This window comes from Pseudoalteromonas sp. L21 (genome assembly GCF_021728035.1).
Lineage (GTDB): Bacteria > Pseudomonadota > Gammaproteobacteria > Enterobacterales > Alteromonadaceae > Pseudoalteromonas > Pseudoalteromonas arabiensis.
In genome coordinates this window covers 301,282-327,663 of the sequence record NZ_JAKKCV010000003.1, presented here as the reverse complement: position 1 = coordinate 327,663, position 26,382 = coordinate 301,282, and the positions used below count along the sequence as shown (strand labels likewise).

Sequence of the window (26,382 nt, the reverse complement as noted above, 5' to 3'; positions counted from 1 at the left end):
ATGGTAAATTTCGCGGCCTTTTTATTGATGTATAGGTAAGACGATGTTTGCAGGCTTTGATTATGGTAGCTCTAATTGCGCAATCGGTGTAATGAATAATGAGCAACAAGTCTCTTTAGTGCCACTTGAGCAAGGCAAACACTATTTACCTTCAACACTTTATACTCATCACAGCGTGTTGGTTGTTGATTTTGTAGCAAAGCACTTAGCTGGGAGCCAATTTGAGCACGACTTTAGAACTCAGCGTCAAGCGCTCCTTAATACTTTACCTCGCGTTAAATCCGACTTAGATATCCAAGCAGGCGATGAGACCTTATTTATTGGTCGTGAAGCCATTAGTGAATATGTGCAGTTTCCTGAGGAAGGTTATTTTGTTAAATCACCTAAGTCATTTTTTGGCGCGGTTGGCTTGAAACAAGGACAAATTAACTTTTTTGAAGACATTGCAACGGCGATGATTTTAAAAATTAAACAGCGCGCCGAGCAATCACTGCAAGAGTCATTAACAGAAACGGTCATTGGACGACCGGTAAACTTTCAATCAGTTGGTGGTGAAGAATCTAATCAACAAGCACTAGGAATTTTGGAGCGAGCAGCAAAGCGTGCTGGATTCAAAGAGGTGTCGTTTTTATATGAGCCGCTAGCGGCAGGGATTGATTATGAAACTTCATTGCAGGAAGACCAAAAAGTATTGGTTGTAGATATTGGCGGGGGTACCAGCGATTGTTCATTTGTACAAATGGGGCCGAGCTTTCGACAAAGTGAGTGTCGTGATAACGACTTTTTAGCTCACAGCGGGAAACGTGTTGGCGGTAATGACTTAGATATCGCGCTGAGCTTTCACGGGTTAATGCCGTTGCTTGGTTTAGGCACTGAGTTTAAATCGGGTCTTCCACTGCCTAATCAGCCGTTTTGGCAAGCCTGTAAAATCAATGATGTTAATCTACAAAGCTTGTTTTACAGTGATGCACACCATCGAGACCTTGTTACACAACTACGTGAAGTGCAACAGCCTGAGTTATTTAAGCGCTTAATTCATTTGCAACAAAATAAGCAAGGCCACCAATTAGTACAGCAGGGTGAGGCGGCAAAAATTGCACTCTCGTCAAGCAACGAATTTACCACTGATTTAGGGTTTTTAGACCCAGAGTTAAGTCAGTGCTTGACGTTAAATGATCTATCTTTAGCGGTAGATGACTCTATAAGCCAGATAGTAACGCTAGCTAAACAAGCTATAGCGGATGCTGGTACAACACCTGACGTCATTTATTTAACTGGAGGCAGTGCTCAGTCGCCATTGATTAAAGCGGCGTTAAAAGCTCACTTAGGTGGAATTAAGATGCTCAATGGGGATCACTTTGGCAGTGTCACTGCTGGCTTGACTAAATGGGCACATAAGCTATATCGCTAAATGTGCTCATTTATAAAGACTACAACGTAACTTGGCGTGTTGCTAAGTATTTCTCGTAATCAGGTAGCGTGCGATTAAGCTCGCTCTCCATCATGGGTGAGCTTAAAAGCATATCGGCACTGACCTCATTACAGGCGACAGGAATATTCCACACAGCGGCTAAACGTAGGAGTGCTTTTACATCTGGATCATGCGGCTGTGATGCGAGTGGATCCCAGAAAAAGACCAACATATGCACTTCATGCTCAGCAATTTTAGCACCTAACTGCTGATCGCCACCCATTGGACCACTTAATAATTTAATGACTTCAAGCCCTGTTGTGCGCTCGATTAAATGGCCTGTTGTACCTGTACCATACAGTGTGTGCTTGCTTAAAATACCTTGATGCTTTTCACACCACGCTTGCAGTGCCGCTTTTTTACCATCGTGGGCAACAAGGGCGATATTTTTCTTGGCAGGTAAGGCTTGTTGTTTTTGTTCCATAAGTGCTCTTAAATTAGTAGGTTAATTGCTAAGGCTATAAAGACCAGCCCAGTGATCCTATCAATCCAAATTTGGGTTTGTGGATGCTCACGAAAGTAACTGGCAATTTTATCGCCGAAATAAATATACGTGCAGTCGATTGGAAAAGCAAAAAGTGGGTAGAGTAGGCCAAAAAATGCGAGTTGAAATGTCGTTGATGATAAACTCGGATCGACGAATTGTGGAATAAAGGCAATGAAAAACAAAGCTACTTTAGGGTTGAGTACTTCGGTCATCATGGCTTGAAACATCACATTTTGCTTTTTACTGGTACTGACATGAGGTTTTTCGTCGCAATGTGGTTCAGGCTGATTAAAAGTACTTTTTAAGGTCATTAACCCTAAATAGCAAAGGTATGCAGCACCTAAGTATTGTACTGTGGTATAAGCGACTGCAGATGCCTTTAATATGGCTGTTAACCCAATGACGGCAAAAAAGGTGTGCACAACGCCGCCAAGTGCAAATCCGAATGCGCTTTGCAGGCCCGCTGCTCTACCATTGGCAAAGGTTTGTGCCATTAAAAATGCGTTAGAAGGCCCAGGAGCTACGGCAATCAAAAAACTGGCGCCGAGAAACGAGAGCAAAAATTCGGGATTAATCATTGGCATAAGATAAAAAAGATGGATAGCTGATTCTAACAAGCTTACAGAAAAAGAAAAAGCGGGCATCATGGCCCGCTTATCTCGTAGGGTAGGAGATTAGAAATTAGCAGTGCTGTTATTTGAACAAATAGTTGTACTTTGCGCTTCACATACTTGGTAAGTGTAAGAGCCACCGCCTTTAGTTGTAATGGTATCTGTGTAGCTATTGGTGTTTGCCATAGAGCCCAGTTTGCTGCCATTACGATAGATATCAACAGTACTTGTTGCTGCACCATGCCAGCTTAAATCAACATAGGCAGTGCCTTTTGATTTATAACCTGATGTTGAAAGATTGATAGCATCGCTGCCAGGTGTTGTGCCGCCACCATCATTGCCGCCAGCACAACCATTTGCTGTGAGATATGCATCTGCTGCAGCCGCTTTAACGATACCGTGACCAAAGTACACGTCGTGACCTGCAGCACCTTGATCCTCTGCTGTTGCTTTAAGGGCATCACGGATTTCTGTACCAGTACACTCCGTGTGATTAGACCAAACGAGTGCTGCAATACCTGAAACAGCAGGTGTTGCCATTGATGTACCGCTCATGAAACCATAATCACTGGTACCAATTGCGATATCAATCGTTGTGCTTGAAAGAAGCGCTGAACGGTCTTCAAGTGCAGCACCTACAGCTGGAATGCTGGTATCATTTGTATCGCCTAATGTAGCGTATAACATACCCGCTTCGTTATTGATGATAACAGCACCGATACCACCTGAGTTCTCGCAGTTATTTACCTTGTCATAGAACGAGATATTACCGCGGTCAATCATACAAATTTTGCCCGCTGCGCCCGCATCAATACTTTCAGCAGTACCCATGTAATAAGCCGTGCCTGATGCATTCCCTGAGTTTTCCATTGATGAAGTAGCAAAGCCTGCGCCATCAGCTGCTAAGCTAGCTGACGTTGCCATACCTGCAGGGTAAGTAGAAAGTGTATCAACCCCACCTGCGGTTACTTCGACACAGATTGTTTCGTCTGTTGTTGCACGTTTTCCACGGCCTGAAGTACAGCTAGGGAACTGTGAAAAGTCGGCAATTTGATTGTTTGCATCATTGGCACCCACCATCATCACTGAAGGGTAACCAGCAGGGTATGAACGGACACTATTGCCATCGTTACCAGCAGCAGCAACAACTAAGCCGCCAGCATTTGTGAAATTAGCAAACGCGTTAGATTCGGTGCTATTTGAACCACCGCCACCTAAGCTCATGCTGATGATATTCGCACCTGCTTGAGAGCATAAATCCGCTGCGTGCGCTAAATCTGATGAGTAACCCCAACCTTCAGCATTGAATACTTTAATGATATGCATTGCTACACCCGGTGCCATACCGACAACACCAATATTGTTATCTGCAGCACCAATAGTACCCGCTACGTGAGTACCGTGCGGGCCGCCATTATCGAACCAGTTACCAGTACCACTGTCGTTATCACCTGTAATGTTGCCCCAAATGAAGTCTGGATTGGTTGCATCTAGGCCAGAGTCAATTACACACACTTTCATGCCCGCATTCGCATCAAACGTCACCTGATCAGCCTGTGATTGATAAACCGCGTAAGGTGTTAACTGCTGCTGCATAGGATTACCAGCATCGTCATTGTATACTGCCATAGGTATACGCTTTTGATCTTCTTCAATTAGTTTAATGTGAGGGTTGTTAAGCAAGCCTTTTATACTTGCTAGGTCGTGACCGGAGAATTGTGCTGCAATAAAACCATTACCATCAACTTTGATATCACCGCCCAGTTTTTTTGCGAGTGCTTTCACAACGCCTTTTTTGTTATTGTCTACTTGGATGATGTAACGATCATCTGCTGCGTTGGCTGTTCCTGCTGCACACAATCCGCTGATGATTAACGCTAAAGCTAGTTTATTCTTTTTCATATTTTGTATCCCAAACGTGTATTAAGGTTAACCTTTTGTTAACTTGTATAAACAATAATTTAATAACTACGCAGGTACAAGTTTAATTATACTAAAAATCGGAATAAAATGTTCTAGAAACAGTTCTTTAATAGCATTTAGTTATAACGGGAAGGCTAAACGGGTAAATAGAGTATAATAATTCTTATTTACCCATCTTGTTATGATAATTGTTTGTATTTAAAAAGTAAGTAGGCAAATGGAATGAGCATTAGAAAGTGCAGGCTAATCAATACTGGCGTTGTTAGCTCCAGTAACTGGGTTAAAAATACTAAAAAGCTTGCTCCACTCATTTGCATAAGACCCACTAGTGCAGAAGCTGTTCCAGCTTGTTTTGGGAATAAACTTAGCGCTCGCCCTGCAGATGAGCCGAGTGTTAGCGCATAGCCAAAGGCGGCAATAAACATAGGAAACATTAAAGCTAAGGCTGAGCGTTGTTGGCTAAGAGCAAGCATAATACACCCGGATAACACTAATAATAAAAGTCCAGCTTTTAAAGCACGTTTGGGCTGTCTTTTGATATACATGGGCATAATAAAGCTGGCAAGAATGCTCAAAGCAGCATTACAGGTAAACCAAAAAGTGAAGTCAGCCACACTGCCATCAAGTTCAGTGATTAGCCAGCCTGGCGCGAGGGTCACAAAGACTAAAATAGCCGACATCGTGACTAAACAAATTAAGCTATGAAATAAAAACAGCGGTGTAGAAATAATCGGTATAAAGCGTCTTAGGTCGAGAATATGGCCTCTGTAAACACTATCTGTTGGGCGTGTTTCTTTGAAGAGTAATAAAACAATACACAAGCTGACAAGCGCAAATCCAGCCATAAATAAAAAGTTCATTCGCCAACCAAATTGCACGGTTAACCAAGCGCCTAGAATAGGGGCGAGGGCAGGAATAAAGCAAACGATACCATTTAAGTAAGTAATGATCTGACCGCTACGTTCGCTACCAAATTTATCTCTGACTATTGCAAAAGCGACGACAAAAGTTGCGCATGCTCCCAAGCCCTGTAATGCCCTTGCGATCATCAACGTGGTAAAGTCTGGAGCCAAATAGGCCCCGAATGCCGCTAGACCATAAATCGTAACACCGGTAATAGCCACAGGCTTACGGCCAAACTTATCGGCAAGTGGTCCCGCAATTAGCTGACCAAGACCCACTGTTAGCATAAAAATAGCCACTGTTTGCTGAAGTTGCTTTTCTGATGCATTGAGTTGTTCAGCAATGGTAGGGAATGCTGGAAGATAAATATCAATACCTAGAGGGCAAAAAATGACCAATAGGCCAAGGATGAATAATAAACTCAGGTTTCTGTGCTGTGACTGCATTAGCTCTCCTTTAAAGCAATATTTTATGTGCCCGTTAAAGAAAAGAAAAGCGTTGATATCTATTTATCTGAGGTACATACGTAGTCATTTAGGAAAAGAAGGTTTGCTAACATAAAATTTCCATTTCGCTATCTGGTCTGATGTGTTAGTTTTTTCACTTACATAATAAAAATAATGGATACACTGTCGTGAGTTCACAATCATCATTATTAAAAATTTGGTCTAGATGTCAGTCATTGCCAAAAGGTAACTGGCTGTTTAGTAAGGCTGTGTGTTTTAAAGCTCCTTATTTTGGCTCAATAAAGCCATTAATCACAGATTTAACAGCAGGGTATTGCAGTGCAACCGTCAAAAATCGCCGGGCAATCCATAATCACATAGGAACTATCCATGCAATCGCACAGTGTAATGTGGCTGAGCTATGCGCTGGCTTGATGGTTGATGCAACCGTACCTGCAAAAACGCATCGCTGGATACCAAAAGGGATGACGGTTAATTATTTAGCAAAAATTGACACCGATATGCGTGCTATCGCAAAGATAGATGTGCCAAGAGAATGGCTAGAAAAGCAAGATTTGATTGTACCGGTGAAGGTCTACAATAACCACGATGAATTAGTATTCACCGCGGATATCACAATGTATGTAACAGCTAAGAAGGGCTAGGATTTATCGGCGGCCTGTTTATTCACAAATGAGAGATCATTGTCATCATCTGCAAGGATTGAAGAGGGAGAGCCCTCTTCGCTTTCTGGCTTGATAGGCGCAATGTTATCTTCTTCGTGACGGTGCTTAAGGCTACCTTCAATAATTGCACCTGCTTCGATGCTCAATGTGTCGTGAAACACATCACCATGGACCTCAGCAGTACTTTCTATAACGACCTTATTTGCGATTAATGAGCCGATAATTTTACCTTTAACAACGACACTATCAGCTTCAACAACACCTTCAACCATACCTGAGCTGCCTATTACAAGATGCTTAACGCGCAGATCACCATCAATGCGACCATCAAGTTGTACTTCACCTTGGCTGGTGATAGAGCCAGTTAGACGCATGTCTTCTGCGATAATTGAAGGGGTAAGGTTTGTTCTTTTTAACGATGAGTTTGTTGAGCTAGTTGTTGTTTGTTTTTTTTTACCGAACACGAGTAAGCGCCTTTGTTATTTTTACAGGGTTGACATGTTTGCCATTAACTAGAACTTCGTAATGTAGATGCGTACTTGTGCTGCGACCAGTACTTCCCATCAAACCAATCACATCATCTTTAGTAACGGCTTGGCCCTTTTTTACTTTAATTTTATTTAAATGACCAAAGCGGGTTACGAAACCATTTTTATGTTGTAATTCAATAAAGTTACCGTAACCACCATTGCGGCCTGCACGAAGTACAGTACCATCTGCAGGGGCGAAAATCTCTGTTTTATGCCAGCCTGCTAAGTCGACACCTTTATGGAATGCACGACGACCGTTCATCGGGTCTTTACGAAGCCCGAAACTACTTGAAATATAGTAATCTGCTGCCGGAAGCGTTTGTGGTAACTCACTTAACAGGTTTTCTAGGTTATTTAGAGTGAGGAGTTTATCTGCAACGGCTAAAAACTCAGCGGGAATTTTTGATTCATCAAATAAATCGAGTGGTCCACCTTGTGCTGTATCTGCTTGCTCATGTAGCGCTTCTGAAGCAAACGTTTCGTTTAAACCAGCTCCTTCTAACATGGCGATAATTGCCGCATGGCGTTGTGTTATCTGTTCATCGAGTAAGGCAAAGCTGCGGTTGTAGTTAGCATCAAGACGCGCAAAGCGCTCTGCAACAGCGTTAAAACGATTGGCTTGATTTGGCTCATCTTCCAATGGTGCATGAAATTCTTCAGTATGCTGCTTGGTTGGCAATATAGGCGATGCTGAGTCATCCGTTGTTGTATCTGTGCTCATCGATTCAGGCAAAGATTCAAGCATACTTTGCAGTAAAGCTTGTTTTTGTTCAAGTACCGCTAGCTGCTCAAGCTGCTTAGTGTATTCGTTTTGTTGTTGTTGATGCTGTTTTTGCCATGCTTGCTGTTCGCTAAGCTGGCTTTGTTTTATATCTGTAATTTTATCGGCTTGGGAGATAATTTGCAGAGTAGAAACACTTAACCACGTCACAGCTGTTAATAAAGCAAGTAATGCAGTTAGTTGAACCCAAGGTGCTAATACTAGGTGTTTTACTTCGCCATTTTGACGGATCAGCAGCTGTCTAGCTGGAAAAAACGTACGATAAAAGGACTTAATATTAACAAACATGGCGTGCAAAAATTGGATAAATACCGAGCTAAGATAACAATCTGAACTAAAAAAGCCAGAAAAAAATTGTAACTCAAGAAAAAAAGCAGCAAAAAAGGGCACAAATGGCCCTTAACTATGCTGTTATACCGTTATTTTGCAGGCAGTACTGTTCCTTCAACAGAACCAAAACCGATGCGTGCAAAGCCTTCTTTCTCACACCAGCCACGCATAATTACGTTGTCGCCGTCTTCTAAGAAAGCACGTTGCTCGCCATTAGCAAGAGTGATTTTTTCTTTGCCGCCGCGCGATAGCTCTAGTAATGAACCAGCTTCTTCATGCTCAGGGCCTGATTGCGTACCCGAACCTAACATGTCGCCTGGTTGGAAGTTACAGCCGTTTACTGTGTGGTGAGTGACCATTTGCGCCACTGTCCAGTATGAATGTTTGAAGCTTGATTTAGATACCTGTGTTGGTGCTTCGCCAGCTGCACGCATCTTTTCAGTTTCTAGTTGCACATCCATTTTGATATCGAATGCACCAAACTCACGGTTATGCGCTGACTCTAAATAGTCCATTGGTTGTGGATCATTTTCGTCACGTGTCCAGTTTGTTCTAAATGGTGCCAGCGCTTCTGTCGTAACAATCCAAGGTGATACCGTCGATGCGAAGTTTTTCGCAAGGAATGGGCCAAGGGGCTGGTATTCCCACGCTTGTAAGTCACGTGCAGACCAGTCATTAAATACACAGAAACCAAATACATGGTTTTCCGCATTTTCAATGGCAATTGCATCGCCTAGTTCATTACCTTTACCAAGGTAAATACCTAACTCAAGTTCGTAGTCTAGGCGTTTACAAGGGCCGAATGATGGTACTTCTGCATCTGGCGCTTTGGTTTGACCGTTAGGGCGGTGGAACGTTTGACCTGAAACATCAATTGATGATGAACGACCGTGATAACCAATTGGTACCCATTTGTAGTTAGGTAGAAGTGGGTTATCAGGACGGAATAAACTACCTACCGCTGTTGCGTGGTAAATAGAGGTATAGAAATCAGTGTAATCACCAATACGGCACGGCAGCGCAAATTCGATGTCTGCTTGAGCGATAAGTGCTTCGCTTAATTGTGCTTGCTCACTAGCACCTTCACGAAGTGCTTTTGATAGCGCAAGACGAAGTGCAGACCAATACTGCTGACCAAGACCCATGAATTCATTTAATGTAGCTTGGCTTGCTGCTTTAACGGCAACCTGTGCATCACCAGAGAATAAACCAAGTTCGTTTACTTTTGCTAAATCGATAACTTGGTCACCGATTGCTACAGCGCCACGGAACGCTTCGTCTGAATTTTTACGACGTACTTCTGCAAAAGGAAGGTTTTGAATTGGGAAGTCACAGTTCGCTTCGTTAGCAGATGCAACCCAGCTTTTTAGATTAATATCGTGGGTTTCGTTAATTAGGCTCATACTCTTTCCTTATTTGTTCGCGCTGATTTATTAGTTATCTATATGGAGGCAATCAACGCAATTTAAACAGTTAGTTTAAAACAGAATTTAAAACGACAAAAAGCAGCGTGTGAATATACCCAAACCACACGCTGCTTTTTAGACATCAGGGTGCTTTAGATTACACCACGACGCTCTTGATCTCGTTCAATTGATTCGAAGAGTGCTTGGAAGTTACCTTCACCGAAACCGCCGTCATCTACACGTTGAATCATCTCGATAAAGATAGGACCAAATAGGTTCTTCGAGAAGATTTGCAGTAAGTAACAGTTTTCGCTTTGGCTATCTACCAAGATTTGGTGCTTACGGATCTTCTCTTTGTCTTCTTTAACCCAAGGCACACGGTCAAAAATGGTGTCATAGTACTCAGGGATGATATCAAGCGTTGCAATCGTTGATTGGTCAAGCTTATCAAGTGAGCTTACTAAGTCGTTAGTAAGGAATGCTAAATGCTGTACACCCGGACCATTGTACTCATTTAAGTACTCATCGATTTGGTTGTTGTTGTTATCTTTACCTTCATTGATTGGAATCGAGAAAGTACCGCACGGAGATTTAAGTGCGTAAGATAATAACGCTGTTTTTTGACCTTTAATATCGAAGTAACGAACTTCTGTAAAACCAAATACGTCTTTATAGAAGTTAGCCCATGTTTCCATCGTGCCTTTATATACGTTATTGGTTAAATGGTCGATACGGATGAAGCCTTTGTCTTCAACAATGTTTTGCTCGCTTAAGTCTTCGAAATCTGACTCATAGATAGAGCCTTTATCACCAAACTGTTCGATGAAGTAGATTAAGCTATCACCGATACCGTAGATAGCAGGGTATGGTAAATTTTTATGTGTTGAGTCTGTTGCTGGTTTTGCACCGCGCTCAACAGCAACTTCGAATGCTTTTTGTGCATTCTCTACACGCCAACCCATAGAACAGATTGCTGGGCCGTGGCTTTTAGCAAATTCAGCAGAAAAACCTTCACGCTCATTGTTTAGTAAGAAATGAATGTCATGTTGGTTGTAGTAAACAATGTCTTTACCCTTGAATTTTTTTAGCTTAGAAAAGCCAAAATCAGTAAACACTTTGTCCATGTAATCTGCATCAGGTGTTGCATATTCAGTGAATTCAATGCCCATTAGGCCTAACGGATTATTTACTTCGCTCATTGTCATTACTCCCGCAATTATAAGCACTGCGCTAAAAAAGAATTATTGTTCTGTAATGAGCGGATGATTAACCAGAAAACCGATAAGGGGAAGATCTCGGCGTTATTTAGCTAACGCCCCCTTTGTAAATTAAATGGGACAATGATTTTAATTTTAGCTATTGCACTATCTGAGGCGGTGAATGGGTCACCATTTAGGCAAGTGTTTGGTATGTTGTTTTTAATTTATCTATATGTATTTAAAGGTAAAGTAATAGATTTTTCAGGCGTAAAAAAAGGCCTTGGACGGCCTTTTTTATTAAGTTGAATGTATAGATTAGTTTACAGTTTGGCGTGCTTTGTTAAAAAACTTACTGCGCTGTTGTAACCAAGGGTTATTCATAATTTGAGGTGCAGCTTGATAATGTCGCTCAACTACTTGGTTTAAGGTGCGAGTAGACTGCGTGAAGTTGAGTTGCTGCTGCGCACTACCCATGTTTGCAATTTCGGCGTCTGTCATAGCGCGACCTGCAAAGAGGAGTGCATTTAAATACCCTGGTTTAGTTTCGTAGTCATTATCGGTTAAAAGTAACGCTGCACTGTTGATTGCCCAGCGCTCATTGACTTCGCCTTCGTCTTTAATACCAATGAGCTCGCCATCAAGGTAAATTTTTAGTGCGCCATTGTTTGGGGCAGCATAAAACACAAAGGCAATACGGTGCCAGCTGTTTGCCAAAAGCTCGCCAAAATAACCGCTGTCACGCGTGGCGATACCGATGGCATTATCTCGGTTAACGTAAAGGTCTGCATCATTGCTATTAGTGAGATCTGTTTGTAGTAATGCACGCCATTCATTGGTGCTTTGCTCTGGCCAAAGCACATCCATCACCAGCGTGTAATCTGAAATAAACCCGTCAGTTTGGTAGTCACCATTTGCAGGGCTATTGGCTGTAAGTGTTAAGCCTTGGCTTGGGCTGTGGCGAGAAAACGCCAATACACCTGAGGCACCACTTGGTAAATCAGCAACTGCAAGCTCAGTAGTGGTTGCAAATTGGCTATTCTCTGGCCCCCAATTTTTTTCTTCAGGGTCATAAAAGCTAAGTGTTGCAGGGCCAAAGTCACTGCTAAAACCTTGCTCAGGATTATTAAAATTCCATACTGTCACTGCATCGTCAGTTTTGCAGGCGTTAAGTGTGTTATCAGTGTCGATGTATAAACATTGGCTAGTGCGTGCTCGTGCGTAGTTATCAAGCAGCCACCAACTTTCAGCGACTAATTGCGCGTCTAAGTTTGGCAGAGCAGGGAAGAATAATTCGCTATTGAGCGCAGGGCCTTTAAATAGAGCAACTTGGTATGTGGTTGCATCACTGATGTTATCAGGCGTTAAAGCGACCCATTCAGGCTGGCTTTCAAGCATGGTTTTTAATTGGCTGCCAGTCACCGCGACTTGATACATTGAATTAAAGCCTGGGGTATTCGATGGCTGACGTTCAACCTTAAACGCCGCATGAAAGTCTTCTTGAGTTAAGGTGCCTGGAAGCCAGCGATCTTGCACTTGGCTTGCATCTAGCAGTGCGGCATCAATAGCAGGGAATTGCTGCATCGTGGCTTTGGCTGTAATAGTAATGAGTTCTTCTGCACTTGGGTAATTTTCTGAAACGGCAATTTCGGTATTTGCATCAGGGGCGTAGCGGCCCATGATTTCATCGATGGCGGCTTTCGTGCGCTCATCTAAATTGGTAATGCTGGTTGTTGGTACGGTATTGTAATCAACATCAGCGAGCGTATTGTCTTCAAGGTTAAAGGTTAACGTGAGATCAGTTAGGCCTTGTGCAAAAAAGTTTGGCTGAATAACAATACTGCCATTATCTAAGGTTTGATAGCTTTCACCACCATGGGTGTGGCCACCCAGTACTAAATCAATTCCCGCCACGTTTTGCGCAATGCGAGTGTCTGTGCCTTCACCTAAATGACTCACCATGACCATGTAATCAACATCTTGGCGGTACTGGTTAACAATTTGCTCAGCCACTTCTTGCCATTGCCAATTCATTTTGAAATTAGCGATAAAATCAGGAATTGGCTCGTCTTCAATAGGTTCATCAAGTTCATTCCAAGGCACGGAAGTCATGCCAAAAAAACCGATGCGAAGGCAACCTACTTGCACAACTGAAAAATCGACACCGGCAAACGGCGTATCACTGTTACCCTCATAGTCAGTATTGCTTGAAAGCACGATGGCATTATCGTCATCAGCAAAATCAAGTAATTGCTCTGGTCCCCATGCATAGTCGTGGTTACCAATCACGCGTACGTCAAAGGCCATGGCTTTTATTGCCTCGACCGTGGCTAAGCCTTGTGAAGTTTGCTCGGCTACGGTGCCTTTTTCATAATCATCGCCACCATTGGTGAACAAAGTGTTTGGGTTTTCCAGTTTGGCATTATCGTAGTAACTACGAATACGGCTGAATAAGTGCTCTTTAAAGCCAAAGCGCGCGTGTAAATCAGCAACATGAATAAAGCGCACTGTTTGTGAACTTGCTGTATCAACACATTGTTCGCCAATTGTTTTACTGATTGCAGGAATGCTGCGCGACATTAATGCGTAGGTACCAAAGCTGGTAATTTCACTTTCCGCAAAGCCCTCTTCGTTGAAATTGGTTGTCAGAGGTTGCCACTGCTCATCTTGTAGCATAACAATACTAAATGCGAGGTTGGTTTGTTGCTGGGGGAGTTTTATAGAAAGGGTTAATGATTTAGAGAATACTAAATTATTCGGTCTGAAAGTATGTCTTGCAGAGACAATGTTTTGCTCAATATCTGCTGTGGTTGCTGCTGTTTCAGTATAGGTAAAAGTCGTATCGGTAGAGACGGTATTACTATCTGCATTCAGGCGTACACTACCATTAGCAAATTGTTCGGAAAAACCTGAACTGACTGAAATAATTAAACCAGACTGGCTTGGGGTGGTGGCAACCTCTTTCGTTGTTTTATCGCCGCCACAGGCTACAAGCAGTAATGTGGTAAAAAAAATGATTAAGAGTTGATTGAAAAAGCGCACTGTATCACTTCCAAACCTATACAAACTATTATCAAATCATAGTATCAGTATTGCGGACAGCGATATAGCATTAATAAAGAAAAACCCCACAGCGGGCGCTGTGGGGGAATATTTTTTACTGCTTTTCGGCAGTTACTTCTAGCTCTTCAGCTAGAATGTGTTCAGTTGTTTGCGGCTCATGATGGCCTTCGGCACCATGCATCCACTTAACTAGCTTGTCGCTCAGTAAGTACATAATGACAGCAGATAGGATTGCTGTAGCACCTAAGCCGATGAAAATACCCATTGCATTATCAACAGCTTCTTCGCCTTCACCTAAGAATGAACCTACGAAACCTGCAATCTTGTTAGCAACAGCTGTACATAAGAACCAAATACCCATAAGCATTGATGCTAAACGTAATGGCGCAAGTTTACTCACCATTGATAAACCAATGGGTGATAAACATAACTCACCTAAGGTATGGAAAAGGTAGAAAAGAACCAGCCACATCATGCTAATTTGCAGGTTGTCACCTTGACCTTGTGTCATTAGAGCAAAAATCATTGTGATGAAACCAAGTGCTAAGAAAATAAGTGCAATAGCGAACTTAACAGGTGAGTTAGGCTCACGCTTATCTAGCTTCAACCAAACGATAGCAACTAACGGTGCAAAAACGATGATGAAAATTGAGTTTAATGATTGGAACCATGAAGCAGGTACTTCAAAGCCTAATAGCATACGGTCAGTGTAATCGTTAGCGAACAGGTTCATTAAACCACCTGCTTGCTCAAAGCCCATCCAGAAAATGATACTGAATACACTCATGGTGAAAATAACTTTAATGCGGTCAGTTTCAACTTTAGTAAGTGGCTCTTTAGTGTTTGATTCAGACTGAGCTTGTGAAAGCTTAGCTGATGGAACAACACCAATATCGCCTAAGTATTTGTTACTTAATGCAAGTTGCATAAGTACAGAGATCACCATACCGATACCGGCTACGATGAAGCCCCATTGCCAACCCATTGCTGCGGCAGCATAGCCCGCAATAAGTGGGCCTAATGCACCACCTAGGTTGATACCCATGTAGAAGATAGTGAATGCGCCATCACGACGTTGATCACCCTCTTTATATAAGTCACCCACCATAGTAGAGATATTTGGCTTAAATAAACCATTACCTAAACAAAGTAAGGTTAAGCCAATATAAAAAACGTTCTCTTCTTGGCCTGCAAGGTAACCGTGTGGAATACCCATTGTGAAATGGCCGGCAGCCATTAGTAAACCACCAAGGATAATAGCTTTACGTTGTCCTAAAACGTTATCTGCTAACCAACCACCCAATAGTGGTGTGATATAAACAGCCATTGTAAAAGTACCGTAAAGACTCAAAGCATCAGCATTTGACCAGCCGAAACCACCTTCTTGAACAAGTGCAACTAAGTACAATACTAGAATAGCGCGCATGCCATAATAACCGAATCGTTCCCACATTTCTGTGCCGAACAACAGGAACAGCCCTTTAGGATGCCCTAAAAAGTCACCTGCTTTAGGTAATGAACTCATATTTACTTCCTAACTCTAAGTTTTTATTGAGGCCTTATTATTTTTGCTTTGGTCGTTCTAGTTTTTATTAAATGAACGGGTGGCCATGTTTTAGATGCAGCTAAGATAATGGTTTGTTGCTCAAGTTTTGAACTTGAAGGTAAGGGACACACCCTTATCCTAGCTACAAGTGCGCTACAGTATACATAGACCTTCTAGTCAGGGGAAGTGCTTGCGGTAGGTACAGGCCGGAGGTCTTGTATTTAGTAGCTTGCATAAGGTATGACAGGTTTTCCAGGGAAGATTAGCTCACTATAAACAGGCTTAAAGTAGTATCTAAAATAAAGTTGTGCATAATTTGGTTCGTAGAAATCAGCTCTATCAAGATTTAAATAGCCACCAAAAAACCAATGTGGCGTAAAACGATACTCAAAGCTGGCTCCTAGATTGTAAGAAATACCACGACTAGTGTCTTCTTCAAAATAAGGTACAACCCCCGTTATAGCTGTTTGTGCTTCAGCTTGTGCTTGCAAAACAGGATCATTAGGGAAAAATTCAATTTCATCGGTGGTTGTAGTTGACCAAGATACGCCGCCACGTAAACGATAAACAAAATTATGGCCAATGCGTTGATCATAAATAACTGGCAGTGAAGCGCCTAAATAGCTTTGCGGGCTGTAATAGCCACCATGTCCCCAGGTTTCTTCACTTAAATTGTGTTTATATGACCAATGTAATAGGTTTAAACCCATGCTCAGCTCTTTATTTCTTTGTCGAATATACCGATAGTAACTGCCACCCATTAAACTGTAGCTTTGATTATCTTTGACGTTTTTACCGGTTAAAAGCTGGTAGTTGGTGCTTCCCCAAAAGCCCCAATCTAGTCCTAGATCATGTGATAAGCTCAGTTGCAATTGTGTTGCTCGAACGCCGCCCCACACTTGATTAGTAAAGACATCTTCAAGTCCTGCATAAGATAAAACAGAGCTAGTAATAGGGCGTTTATTGAAGGTGACTCCATAACCGAAATCGCCAAAGCTTCCTTTGTAACTCACACCCCACACGATATCTTCGACTAGAAAGCCAAGTGGAGTCGTGCCGACATCAAAGCGCCATTGCTCGTTCTGCCAAGCAAAGCCAATATCCATGCCTTGCTGTTCGGGTTCAATGCTTAACAGTGGACAGTCAAAGATACAGAGTGCCCCTTGACCATAGCGGCTACCCGCAAAGGTTTCATCAAAACGGGTTTCTTGACTCGATATTGTCATCGGGCCCAATTTTATAATTCCTGTACCGCCCCAAAGAGGAAAGCCTGCCTCGATAGGCGTTGCACCCGCGCCTAAGGTTGACTCATTTTGTGTGCTAGTTTGGCTGCTAAGGTTTATTGCCGCTGTAATATACGCTTGTTCTTGTTGTTCAATACGCTGTAATTGGCGTTTCGCATTATTGACATACCATGGAGCGTCATCATCAAGTGTATACAGGCTGTAATACTGCTCATTAGCTAAACGACTATTGATGGTGTTTGCTGCGATTGCCGCTTGATACCAGTTTTTTGCAAGCTGTGTTTGTTGCTTAGTCTCTGCTACAGCTGCTGCCTGATAGTAAAGCTCTTGATTATTATTAGATTTTGCTAACAACTGTTTGGCTAGGTTAAGAGCCGTTGTTTGATCTTCAAATTGGCTAAGTGCCGCCATTAGCTGCTGTTGTCGATAGCTTTCCTGATACGTTACTTGGTTGATTTGCTCTGCAACAATACGATCAGCCAAGGTGTTATTTTGCATCTCACGGCTAAGTGCTGCAATCGTCAGTGCAGTATCGGTGGTGACTGTGTGTCCCATTGCGGTGTGTTGCTGGTAGCGAGAAATAGCGAAACGAGTTTCACCTTGCTCTATATAGGCATTAATCAGTGCTTCATTAAGTTGTGGATTTTCACTGTACTGATTATCAAGCGCTGTTAATTTTGTTATTCGCGTTTGGCCTTGGTAAAAACGATTAATGTAGTTTATTTGTAGCGCAAGCCATTGCGATTGTTCTGAGTTTGTTGCATTGCCGGGCAGTTGGTAATGACTAAACCACGTATCTACACCTGCTTGATCATCGTTATTAATAAGCAGATCAGCATACGTCATATGCCAATATGGGCTGAGGCTAGAGTCGCGTTTAAGCGCTTTTTTAAGTTGCCTCATTGCATATTGTTGCTCATTAATTTGGAGCCATTGAGTGGCAAGCTCTGCTTGCATTAATGGTGTTAACGGTTGGGCTTCTAACTCTGTGAGTTTATAAATAATAGTTGCTTTATTGGTGGCAGTATTATTTTCTGCAAGCTTCTCGAGCTTGGTGTTAATACTCAGTTGCTCAGCAAGAACGTTAATTTCATCTGTGCGTGCGTTAGTTGGAATGTAATCCAGTGTCGCCAGCGCGCCTTGATAATCATTGAGCGAACGTAAAAATAACGCGTGACTGTATCTGAGTTCTGCATCCAGTGGAAATTGCCATAAGGTTTTTTTATAGAGCGCTTTTGCGTGCTCAACCAACCCCTGTTGTTGGTATAAATTAGCGAGATCATAATATAACCAGCTTTGGCGAGGGCTTTGTTTTATTGCCATAAGTAGCATATCTACAGCTTCATCCAGCTTGCCTTTCGCTGTTAAATCATCGGCACTTGCCCGTAGTTGCTGGGTTTCAAGGAGCGTATAGTCAGCGGCAATCAGCGCTTGTTGCTGTTTACTTAAGCCATTATAAAATTGATGGCTACGTGCATAGTTACCATCTGCAGCGCTTAAAATAAGCATGGCTCTGAGGGTTGATTGCTGTAATGGATCACTTTTTAGCACATGTTTGTACAGCTTCATGGCCGTTTGGTAATCGCCGGTAGCTTCGGCAAGTTGCGCACGGTAAAACATGACCGTGTTCGGATCCTCATTGAGGGTATCAGCCAAATCGAGCTTTAATGTTGTACGTTTAAACTCTTTCATAGACATCGCTGATTTTGCTTCGTCTATGTATTGCCAAAAACGCGCCGTATTTGCTAGGCCTTTGAGTACTGTGATGCGATTTGTATCAATACTGTATTTTTCAGCTTTTTTAAAAAAATGATAGGCTTGAGCATTATTGCCTTGTCTAAGATTAAGTAGTCCTAGGCTGTTGTATATTTCAGGATCAGTGGGTCGGCCTTTTAGGGCTTTATTGAACAATGCTTCAGCTTTTACAAAACGGCGTTTTTCAAGCTCTACATTGCCTTTTAGCCATGTCTGGTAAGCAGGATCAGCCAGCTTTTCACGTTCAGCTTTATATGCTTTTTTAAAGTCGCTAAATTGCACGTGCCCTTTGCTGCTTTTAGGGTAAGCAGCAAAATATCGTTCATAAGCATGTTCGGTACTTTTGTTCAGAGGCATATCTTGAAGTGCATTTAACCATGTAAATTCAGCCTCAACACTGTATTGATTACTATGAGCATAATGGCTCAAAAGTGTCAGTGCTTCTTTATTTGCAGGATTTTGTTTTAACAGATGACGAGCATAAGCAAGCTCAAAACGACCGCTGTTTGGGTAGCGTTTCATTAATGAGTGGTATCCTCGTAAGGCCTGTTGGTATTGGTTTTCGTCTTGGGCAAGCCAGTTTATATGTTCAAGTTCAAACTCAATATTAGGGTAGTTTGATTTGAACAAGCGATTGTAAATTTTTACAGCATCATTGTATTGCCCTGCGCGTGCGCGTAAACGGGCCTGTGCAATCGTTGCTTTTTCTTCATTACTGACTTTTTCCAGCATTGTTAAGCTCTCCACACAAGGGGGTGCTTTTTGAGTTAGCTTTACCAATAAGTTACGTGCTCGTTCAGTTTCTTTTCGTGCATACAAAACACGCACCTGTGCACACTGAACTTGGGTGTTTTGGGGGGCGATACTTAACAGTTTTTCTAAGCTGTCAGACATCAGCTGTGTATCTTGCTCAATTTCGCCTAATTGTACTTGGCTAATTAACCAATCAATCGACTGAGTATCAATATCGTTACTTGAAAGCGCAAAGACACTAGGGCTTGCGATAATGACAGCAAAGAGCCACTTTATTGGCATTCAGCGCTCCAATTCGTTATCAAGTTTCCTTCTTTATCAATCTTAAAGCGTTCGTTTAGACTGCTGGTGCCAAACAAGTACAGTACACTGTCATAGTAGCGAGTTGTTGTGAAACGGGTATCCATCATTAATTGTTGTTGCAGTGTGGTTATTAATTGTGATGCTTGCATGGTTTTGAGCATAGGGAGTAAAGCCCCAGTAAAACCACTCGGACCTGTGCCTGATGTTTTCCCTGAAAGAGCATCTGCTTCTAACGGTACTTTCCCCGATTCGATAATATATTCGGCCATAGGCGCGAATTGCTGGATAAGTTCTTTTTTGTAAGTGGCATCATCGGCCATCATACTTACCCAAAGATACACACGAATAGCATTGAAACTGCCTACAGCTGGGCTTCGTTTGTCATGGTAAAAGCCTTTTTCAACACTGTAATTGACCCAGTCGGGGCTAAAGCCTTTTGGTGCTGTATTAATCAGCATTTTAGCTGAGTTATCATGTAGCTGTTGCCAAGGTGAATGCGGATAAAGCTCAGCAAACTGCTTTAAAATAAATAACGGCGCATAGCTTGGGTTTAATTTCCATGAACCTTGCTTCTTAAAGCCACTAGGTCCTGGCAGAAGTGTTAAGCCTAAGTTAGGTATGCGGGCAGTTTCTTCGCGAATAATTCGCTCCGCAAGTACTGAGCTTAAAACTGCATAGCGTCTTTCTTGCCATAGTTTTGCGGCTTGCGACAAGGTGTAAGCTATCCATAAATCGGAGTCAGCGGCAGGGTTAGAGTCTAATATTTTGCCTTCCCCTTTTTCAACCCCCCATTGCCATGCAGGTAGACGAGTGCTTAGATCGCCTTCAGAGAGGTGAATTTCTGTCCAATCTAACAGTGAGTCAAAGGTGCTTTTATCATTGGCGACTAAGGAAAAAAATAACGCATATGACTGACCTTCAGAGGTGGTGATATCGAACTGGCTGCCTAAATCAATAACGCGCCCCTGTGGTGAAATAAAGTGTGTTTTAAACGTATTCCATTGCGGCCACGCTGCACACGTTTGCGCTGCAAAAGCTTTACTTATTAGTAAGATACTAATCGCTAAATAAGCCATAAATTTCATTATGCTTTATCTCCTTCAGACAAACGCTTTTGTGTCAGTAACAGAAGTAGTCGCCACAACATGTACGAAATCAGCAGTAATGTAATAATCGATAATATGGCGAGTAAAATGGGTTGATCAGAAAAGTGAAACCAAATCAGCGTATGAATAGGGATATGGCCAACAAAGTATTGCTCATCAGTTTTTATGGTTTTGATTCCCTGACGGTTTATTATGGCTGAGCTACCCATTATTTGAGCTGTTTTCTCTGCGTTCATAAGTACGTCGCTCAATAAACTATATGCACTATTGTCTGAGACGATCATAGAGACGACTGAGCGTTCTGAGTCCAATGGAGATTGGAAACCAGAAATTATTGCTAAGCGGCCTAGACTACTGATATTTAGTTTAATTTTTTCAGAGTTTTGAGTGTCATATGCACCGTTATAGATGGCTTGATTAACAATACGCTGATTGTTATTGATCACAGCACTTAAAGAGCTGTTCTGTGAAAGCTCAGCTAAAAGTGAATCAGGCTTGCCAATGATGATAATGTCTTTATCGGTAAGTTCGTTTTTTGAATTAGGAAATTGAATATCTAAACGGTGGGCTGGATAGCCTGTCATTGCACCCAAACGGCCTGCAAAGTTGAGTAATAAGCTAATTGCCTCAACAGGGGCGTTGCTTTGCATTATTAACACGCTTTGATGAAGATCTGCGTATTTGGTATAAGGAAAACCGCTATTGGCAAAAGCACGTAAATTAGGCAATGAAATGTAATGATGAAAACCACTCACATCAATGCTAGAGCTGCCATCAATAACACCGAACTCACCGCCTGCTGGAATCGCACTACACTCTCCTGTTTTAACTAATGCAAAGTTAAAGTCATAAGTCAGTTGGTTGTTAGTTGTTAAATCAAGCCCCGTTAATTCGAAGTCTTGGTGCGTTTGACTTGGTGTACTTGTTGAAATTAATGGTAATAGAGTCTGTGTGGTTACATTCTCATTGTGTTTATTATTAAGCGTGAAACCGTCAACAAATTTGCCATTGATAAGCATGTTTAGACGCGACAGCATGCCTTGTTCTACAGGAGTATTGCGGTAATTTAACGTTAATGGGATGCCATTTTCACGCCACGTGAATAAATCGGGTGCAAAGCGAAGATCTAAATTAACAGGTTGACCTCGATAACCTGCTGATTGAAGCTGTGTCGGGTATTCAATAAATTCATCAAATGTAACAGCACGGTCAGAACGGACCCACAATGGCGCATCGTATGCTTTTCGAAGCGGTAAACTATCAATGGCATCAATGGTTGCACTACGTCCTGTCATCACTTTGTGGCCAAACATTAAACCGACCACAGCTTCCTTTAGTTGTGCAGCGTCTTTGCCTAGAATTAGTAACACTTTGGCGTATCTATGTGTTGGACTACTGATAATCTCAACCGTTGGTTTTTCAACATTAGGGTAATTTAATAAGAAGTCTGGTTTGTTTGTATTGGTTGCAAACACTACACTGTGCTCAACAGGCGTTGCATTTATTTGCACTGGAAATCCAGCATAACGCCACTTGGCTTGGGCACCAAAAAAGCTTGAAAGTGCAACGGCTGCCTCAAGCGTCTCTTCATTTGGCTGGGAGGCAAAAATAAAGGGTAAATTAAGCTGAGTGTAATCTCGTTTATCAAAAAAAGGTGCGGGAAAATATTCAAGTAAGCTTTCGAGTGCAAGTGATTGGCGGCCCAGTGTGATGGAACTGCTTTTATCTAATTCAGCCCAAATAGCTTTACTGAAATCATCTTGACATGCCAAGTCATAGTAACCAACTAGCTCAAAACGAATTTGATTAAAATCTTTAATCAGTTTTGGGTTGAGCGGCACGCTATGTTCGGTTTTTACCTTAATTGGATTAGTTTTATCATCAATGGGTAATACGGTTACGAGGTTTTCATTGAAGAAAACTTTTAAATGTGACACGCGGCTAATCAATGAAGGGGAGGGCGTGTATGAAAAGTTAAGCATCAACTGTTTACCCAGCTTGTCTAGTCGGTTTGTAAAGTCGATGCGAGTGCTTTGGCTAACACCGTCTAGCTTAAACTTTTTTAAGCCTAAACGTTCAAAACTTAAGGTTAGGCTCTCTACAGGTGCTTGTTCAGGGTAACCATCATCAAAAATAGCTTTATTAGACAGCGGCTCAGCACCCATAGCCCAGTGTGGCAGGCTCAGTGATATTGCAGCGAGTAATAGTGTTAGTAGTGGTTTTATCATGATGGTGTAAATACTTTTGTTGGTTTTTTAGGTAATAAAGACACGACAAAGTGTAGTACCTTCGTTATAAAATTAATTAAGGGTCTCAACTCACTTGGTGCGTGGAAAATCAAATTCTTAAAGCCTCTGAGGCTAGTATAAAACACTTTCGAAAAACTGTATGAAGGTTTATCGTGTTTAAAGTTTTCTTGCCAATCAAGCCAAGCATCTGCGCGTGAGAATGTGCATTGAATAAATGCCTTTTGTTTTTCTAAATTTAAATCTCTAAGAGTTAAGCCGATTTGCTTATCACGGGTGTTACAGATGTAGGTCGCAAATGAAAACTGCTTAAAGCCACGACTCATAAGGAGTTCAACTTTATCGTTGACTCGACATAAGTGACTGTGTTCGGTTTCTAAGCCGACTCCATTGTCTGAGTAATCCGTTATTTTAACTTTGATGGTGCGTCCGTTCGCAAGGCGAATTGCGGCAGGGAAGTTAGCTTTTATTCTATGCGAGCTACGTACTTGCTTTGCTTCGGCTGCTACCGCGACTGCTGCGCCTAAGATCACTATATTGTAGCTGGCCCACAACATACTAATTAGCAATACGCCTATATGAGACGTATCACCGAATAATAATCTGATGATGCCATACGTCATACCGACAACATTTACTAATAACAGTATTATATAGGGCTTTGAAATCATCCAGTCATAGTGGTCAGTACTATTTAATCCACCTTTTTCAGTAACATTAAACTTACCTTTGTTGGGGCTTATAAGTGCAACTGTGGTTGGCTTTAAAATGTACCAAGCTAAAACTGATTCATATACTTCCCCCCAGAATGAGTAACGGTATTTCCCTTGAACTCGTGAATTGGTTATTTTCACTTGCAGCAAGGTGGGTACAATATATAAGAAAATAGCGATAAAAGGAGCGTAAATAATTTGTGCGTTCAGGTAGATAAGCGCCAAAGGTGCGGTTAAAAATACAATACGTGGTATTCCCGATAAAAAGTGCAGCATGGCATTGAGATAGCATAATCGTTGGGCAATATTTAAGCCTTTGCCGAGTAATGGATTATCTAAACGAAAAATTTGTGCCATCCCTCGAGCCCAACGGATCCGTTGACCAACATGAGCCGATAAACTGTCAGTGGCAAGGCCGGCAGCTTGTGGAATATTAATATAGGTGGTTTTATATCCGGCACGCTGCATTCTCAGTGCTGTGTGCGCATCTTCGGTGACAGTTTCTACCGCAAATCCGCCAATTTCTTCAAGGGCACTGCGCTTTAATACTGCACAAGAACCACAGAAAAAGGTGGCATCCCACATGTCATTACCGTCTTGGATCAGACCATAAAATAGCATGTTTTCGTTAGGAATTTTACGATGGTTTTTTAAATTACGTTCAAAGGGATCCGCAGAAAAAAAGTGGTGTGGTGTTTGTACTAAGCACACTTTGCTGTCATTAATAAATTGCCCCATGGTCATTTGTAAAAACGACCGCGCAGGAATATGGTCACAATCAAAAATCGCGATATATTGGCCATTTGTCACTTGCATAGCATGGTTCATATTGCCAGCTTTGGCGTGATTATTATCTGGCCGAGTTAAATAGCCAACGCCAATTTTTTCTGCAAACTCAGCAAACTCGGGGCGTTTACCGTCATCTAGAATATAGATGTTAAGTTTGTCAGCCGGCCAGTCAATACTTTGTGCAGCAATGGTTGTTGGTTTAACCACATTCAACGGTTCATTGTAGGTTGGAATATAGATATCAACAGTTGGCCATGTTGATGTATCTTCACTAAGTGGAATTGGTTTTCTACTTAATGGGTTAATTGTTTGAAAGAAGCCTAAAATTAGTACCAGCCAAGCGTAAGTTTCTGCTAATAAAAGTCCAAACCCTAATGCTAATGCAAGTGGATCTCCCCAGTTGAGTGTTTCTGTGTAACGCCACCATAAATAGCGAGTAGAGGTGGTGACAGACAGGGTGATCATTGCAATTGTTGCCATTTGTCCTTCAACACGACGCAAAGAGTAGGCAACCAACAAAATAAGACTAATAAACACGGCTTGTGCTTCTACACTAAAAGGCACAGTGACAAAAATGGCGACAGCGAATATTAAAAGTGTGAAAAATGTCACTTTTAAGGTGCTATTTTTCCACAGACTTGAAGTGCTTATTTGTTGATACACTTTTGATTTCTGCTGCTTCTTCGTTATAAGCCAAGCTCGCCTAAAAAAGCGCACTAGCTTGCTGTCCATCACGCGAACGATACGTGCTGAGCGTATTATCTTACGCCATGTTTTACGCTGCTCTTGGGCAATGTGGGCCTGAGAAGTGGTGGTTGTGTTAAATAAAACCAAGTAACAGCTTTGTAGCACGATTCTAACGCAATTTGATGGCGTTAAAATTGGCTGTGTAACATGGGGATAGAAATATTTTATCGTCTTTTTTATGTTGTTTTTACAGTTTTTATCAAGCCTAAAAAATAGGGATAAAAATAACACTATAAAGGGCATCATGAATGCCCCAAGCAAACTCATCTTATGTTGATTGAAATAACCATGAAATTTAAAAAATACAAAGCGAACAATTCTCTTTGTAAAAATAAGTCCTAAGCATAATTTCATAATACGCTCAGTGTTACTTACCCGAACCTTATTAGTCATTATTACTCGCTCGACTTACCAACCAGCCCGCTAATGTTTCAAAGTCGTCATTGGCAACACTGTAAGGAGCACAATTAATGGCGACATTACGAAATGCTGTTGCTTCTTTTATCACTTCATCTTGGTTGATATACAATGGCGCGAGTAAAGGAAGTTCTGACTGCCATAATTGCAGCAGATCAGATTCAAGCTCAGAGGCAGAGTTAAATCGATTTATTAAAAAGTAATGTTGCCAACGGGAAGTAGTGTGTTTAAGTGCATTTAAGCGCTTATAGATAAAACTGTGACAAATAGCATCGCAGTTTACAATTTCTAGGAAAATATCTTCTTTTGTTGTGGGGTAATCAACCACATCAATATGAGCAGGGCAGTCAAATAAAAACCAGGCGTTTTCAGATTCTTTTAATTGCTTGCAGCTTTCTATGATTGAGGTAAAGTTTAAATTACTGAGGCTAGCACTGCCATAAGGTAAAAATTTAATACCATCATCATCTTGATGGAATTGGCAGCTGGCAGCATGAAAGCTTGAATAATCACTCCACCCTAATTGGTGTTCCCACGATAGACCTAGATGCAAGCCAATATCGCCTTTGGGATCAAGGTCAATAACGTATACGTTTTCGTTAGATTTTCTTAAGGCGCAAGCAAGATTAGCGACAACGGATGTTGTACCTGTTCCACCTTTAATACCTTTTACAAAAACTCTTTTCATTATTTAGTATGTACTTTTGTTAATATTTTTAACTTGTTGTGTATCTTTAACGGATAAAGCGATATCTTTAATTAAAGGATATTTTTCGATTGTTTGGCGATTTTTTTCTACATCAACTATTTCTATATATGTTTGGTTTTTTCCACCAAATTGATGGAGCAAATTGTCAATGTCATATTGAGTTAAAATAGTTGATTTTTTTACTGCATAATCATTCATTTAAAGTATCCGCTACGACAAAA

Annotated in this window: 18 protein-coding genes; 2 read left to right on the top strand and 16 right to left on the bottom strand. The window is 41.7% G+C overall.

From position 1 onward, the window contains the following. Positions 1-43 precede the first annotated feature (43 nt). Complete coding sequence (gene yegD, locus L3V41_RS10335) at positions 44-1,411, top strand: molecular chaperone (protein ID WP_237127669.1); 1,368 nt, start codon at positions 44-46, stop codon at positions 1,409-1,411. A 19-nt stretch (positions 1,412-1,430) separates the two neighbouring features. On the opposite strand, the gene L3V41_RS10330 is transcribed toward yegD, so the two are convergent. From L3V41_RS10330 to L3V41_RS10315, 4 genes are all read right to left on the bottom strand, one after another. Continuing rightward, positions 1,431-1,895 carry a methylglyoxal synthase gene (locus L3V41_RS10330; RefSeq protein ID WP_062570485.1) on the bottom strand — a complete coding sequence of 155 codons (465 nt, stop codon included), beginning with the start codon at positions 1,893-1,895 and terminating at the stop codon, positions 1,431-1,433. Positions 1,896-1,903: 8 nt separating this feature from the next. Further along, entirely contained in the window at positions 1,904-2,536 is a 633-nt protein-coding gene (locus L3V41_RS10325; protein WP_062570796.1) for a LysE family translocator, read from the bottom strand. A gap of 96 nt (positions 2,537-2,632) precedes the next feature. Then, positions 2,633-4,471 carry a S8 family serine peptidase gene (locus tag L3V41_RS10320; protein WP_193988557.1) on the bottom strand — a complete coding sequence of 613 codons (1,839 nt, stop codon included), beginning with the start codon at positions 4,469-4,471 and terminating at the stop codon, positions 2,633-2,635. Positions 4,472-4,671: 200 nt separating this feature from the next. Next, on the bottom strand, positions 4,672-5,841 hold the full coding sequence (locus L3V41_RS10315) for a multidrug effflux MFS transporter (RefSeq protein WP_237127668.1): 1,170 nt from the start codon (positions 5,839-5,841) through the stop codon (positions 4,672-4,674). Positions 5,842-6,029: 188 nt separating this feature from the next. Here L3V41_RS10315 and L3V41_RS10310 point away from each other — a divergent pair, with 188 nt between their 5' ends. Continuing rightward, positions 6,030-6,506 (top strand): hotdog fold domain-containing protein, encoded by a 477-nt coding sequence (locus L3V41_RS10310; protein WP_062570488.1) that lies wholly within the window; start codon positions 6,030-6,032, stop codon positions 6,504-6,506. Here L3V41_RS10310 and L3V41_RS10305 read toward each other — a convergent pair. From L3V41_RS10305 to bcsR, 12 genes are all read right to left on the bottom strand, one after another. Next, positions 6,503-6,991, bottom strand: a complete 489-nt coding sequence (locus tag L3V41_RS10305; RefSeq protein WP_062570489.1) for a polymer-forming cytoskeletal protein — start codon at positions 6,989-6,991, stop codon at positions 6,503-6,505. The two genes, L3V41_RS10310 and L3V41_RS10305, sit on opposite strands and share 4 nt — an antisense overlap. Further along, positions 6,981-8,126: a M23 family metallopeptidase gene (locus L3V41_RS10300; RefSeq protein ID WP_062570797.1), complete on the bottom strand. Its 1,146-nt coding sequence runs from the start codon at positions 8,124-8,126 to the stop codon at positions 6,981-6,983. Before L3V41_RS10300 ends, L3V41_RS10305 begins: the two co-directional genes overlap by 11 nt. Positions 8,127-8,257: 131 nt before the next feature. Then, positions 8,258-9,571, bottom strand: coding sequence for a fumarylacetoacetase (gene fahA, locus L3V41_RS10295; RefSeq protein WP_237119480.1), 1,314 nt, complete (start codon positions 9,569-9,571; stop codon positions 8,258-8,260). Positions 9,572-9,726: 155 nt separating this feature from the next. Continuing rightward, entirely contained in the window at positions 9,727-10,773 is a 1,047-nt protein-coding gene (gene hppD / locus L3V41_RS10290) for a 4-hydroxyphenylpyruvate dioxygenase (protein ID WP_055021474.1), read from the bottom strand. Positions 10,774-11,088: 315 nt separating this feature from the next. Continuing rightward, positions 11,089-13,812, bottom strand: a complete 2,724-nt coding sequence (locus L3V41_RS10285; RefSeq protein ID WP_237127667.1) for a metallophosphoesterase — start codon at positions 13,810-13,812, stop codon at positions 11,089-11,091. Between the two features lie 115 nt (positions 13,813-13,927). Next, complete coding sequence (locus tag L3V41_RS10280; protein WP_062570492.1) at positions 13,928-15,358, bottom strand: peptide MFS transporter; 1,431 nt, start codon at positions 15,356-15,358, stop codon at positions 13,928-13,930. 242 nt (positions 15,359-15,600) lie between these two features. Then, positions 15,601-19,413, bottom strand: a complete 3,813-nt coding sequence (locus L3V41_RS10275) for a cellulose synthase subunit BcsC-related outer membrane protein (RefSeq protein WP_237127666.1) — start codon at positions 19,411-19,413, stop codon at positions 15,601-15,603. Further along, positions 19,404-20,519 (bottom strand): cellulose synthase complex periplasmic endoglucanase BcsZ, encoded by a 1,116-nt coding sequence (bcsZ, locus tag L3V41_RS10270; RefSeq protein ID WP_237127665.1) that lies wholly within the window; start codon positions 20,517-20,519, stop codon positions 19,404-19,406. The genes L3V41_RS10275 and bcsZ overlap by 10 nt, the downstream gene beginning before the upstream one ends. Then, positions 20,519-22,768, bottom strand: a complete 2,250-nt coding sequence (gene bcsB / locus L3V41_RS10265; RefSeq protein ID WP_237127664.1) for a cellulose biosynthesis cyclic di-GMP-binding regulatory protein BcsB — start codon at positions 22,766-22,768, stop codon at positions 20,519-20,521. The genes bcsZ and bcsB overlap by 1 nt, the downstream gene beginning before the upstream one ends. Continuing rightward, positions 22,765-25,428 carry a UDP-forming cellulose synthase catalytic subunit gene (gene bcsA, locus L3V41_RS10260; protein ID WP_237127663.1) on the bottom strand — a complete coding sequence of 888 codons (2,664 nt, stop codon included), beginning with the start codon at positions 25,426-25,428 and terminating at the stop codon, positions 22,765-22,767. The genes bcsB and bcsA overlap by 4 nt, the downstream gene beginning before the upstream one ends. Then, on the bottom strand, positions 25,421-26,140 hold the full coding sequence (bcsQ, locus tag L3V41_RS10255; protein ID WP_237127662.1) for a cellulose biosynthesis protein BcsQ: 720 nt from the start codon (positions 26,138-26,140) through the stop codon (positions 25,421-25,423). Before bcsQ ends, bcsA begins: the two co-directional genes overlap by 8 nt. Before the next feature lie 3 nt (positions 26,141-26,143). After that, complete coding sequence (gene bcsR / locus L3V41_RS10250; RefSeq protein ID WP_062570498.1) at positions 26,144-26,359, bottom strand: BcsR/BcsP family cellulose biosynthesis protein; 216 nt, start codon at positions 26,357-26,359, stop codon at positions 26,144-26,146. Between the last annotated feature and the right edge of the window lie 23 nt (positions 26,360-26,382).

Excerpts from the sequence above, each read along its gene's own strand:
- yegD (WP_237127669.1), top strand. The coding sequence starts at position 44 with ATGTTTGCAGGCTTTGATTATGGTAGCTCTAATTGCGCAATCGGTGTA.
- L3V41_RS10330 (WP_062570485.1), bottom strand. The coding sequence starts at position 1,895 with ATGGAACAAAAACAACAAGCCTTACCTGCCAAGAAAAATATCGCCCTT.
- L3V41_RS10325 (WP_062570796.1), bottom strand. The coding sequence starts at position 2,536 with ATGATTAATCCCGAATTTTTGCTCTCGTTTCTCGGCGCCAGTTTTTTG.
- L3V41_RS10320 (WP_193988557.1), bottom strand. The coding sequence starts at position 4,471 with ATGAAAAAGAATAAACTAGCTTTAGCGTTAATCATCAGCGGATTGTGT.
- L3V41_RS10315 (WP_237127668.1), bottom strand. The coding sequence starts at position 5,841 with ATGCAGTCACAGCACAGAAACCTGAGTTTATTATTCATCCTTGGCCTA.
- L3V41_RS10300 (WP_062570797.1), bottom strand. The coding sequence starts at position 8,126 with ATGTTTGTTAATATTAAGTCCTTTTATCGTACGTTTTTTCCAGCTAGA.
- fahA (WP_237119480.1), bottom strand. The coding sequence starts at position 9,571 with ATGAGCCTAATTAACGAAACCCACGATATTAATCTAAAAAGCTGGGTT.
- hppD (WP_055021474.1), bottom strand. The coding sequence starts at position 10,773 with ATGAGCGAAGTAAATAATCCGTTAGGCCTAATGGGCATTGAATTCACT.
- L3V41_RS10280 (WP_062570492.1), bottom strand. The coding sequence starts at position 15,358 with ATGAGTTCATTACCTAAAGCAGGTGACTTTTTAGGGCATCCTAAAGGG.
- L3V41_RS10275 (WP_237127666.1), bottom strand. The coding sequence starts at position 19,413 with ATGCCAATAAAGTGGCTCTTTGCTGTCATTATCGCAAGCCCTAGTGTC.
- bcsZ (WP_237127665.1), bottom strand. The coding sequence starts at position 20,519 with ATGAAATTTATGGCTTATTTAGCGATTAGTATCTTACTAATAAGTAAA.
- bcsB (WP_237127664.1), bottom strand. The coding sequence starts at position 22,768 with ATGATAAAACCACTACTAACACTATTACTCGCTGCAATATCACTGAGC.
- bcsA (WP_237127663.1), bottom strand. The coding sequence starts at position 25,428 with ATGACTAATAAGGTTCGGGTAAGTAACACTGAGCGTATTATGAAATTA.
- bcsQ (WP_237127662.1), bottom strand. The coding sequence starts at position 26,140 with ATGAAAAGAGTTTTTGTAAAAGGTATTAAAGGTGGAACAGGTACAACA.
- bcsR (WP_062570498.1), bottom strand. The coding sequence starts at position 26,359 with ATGAATGATTATGCAGTAAAAAAATCAACTATTTTAACTCAATATGAC.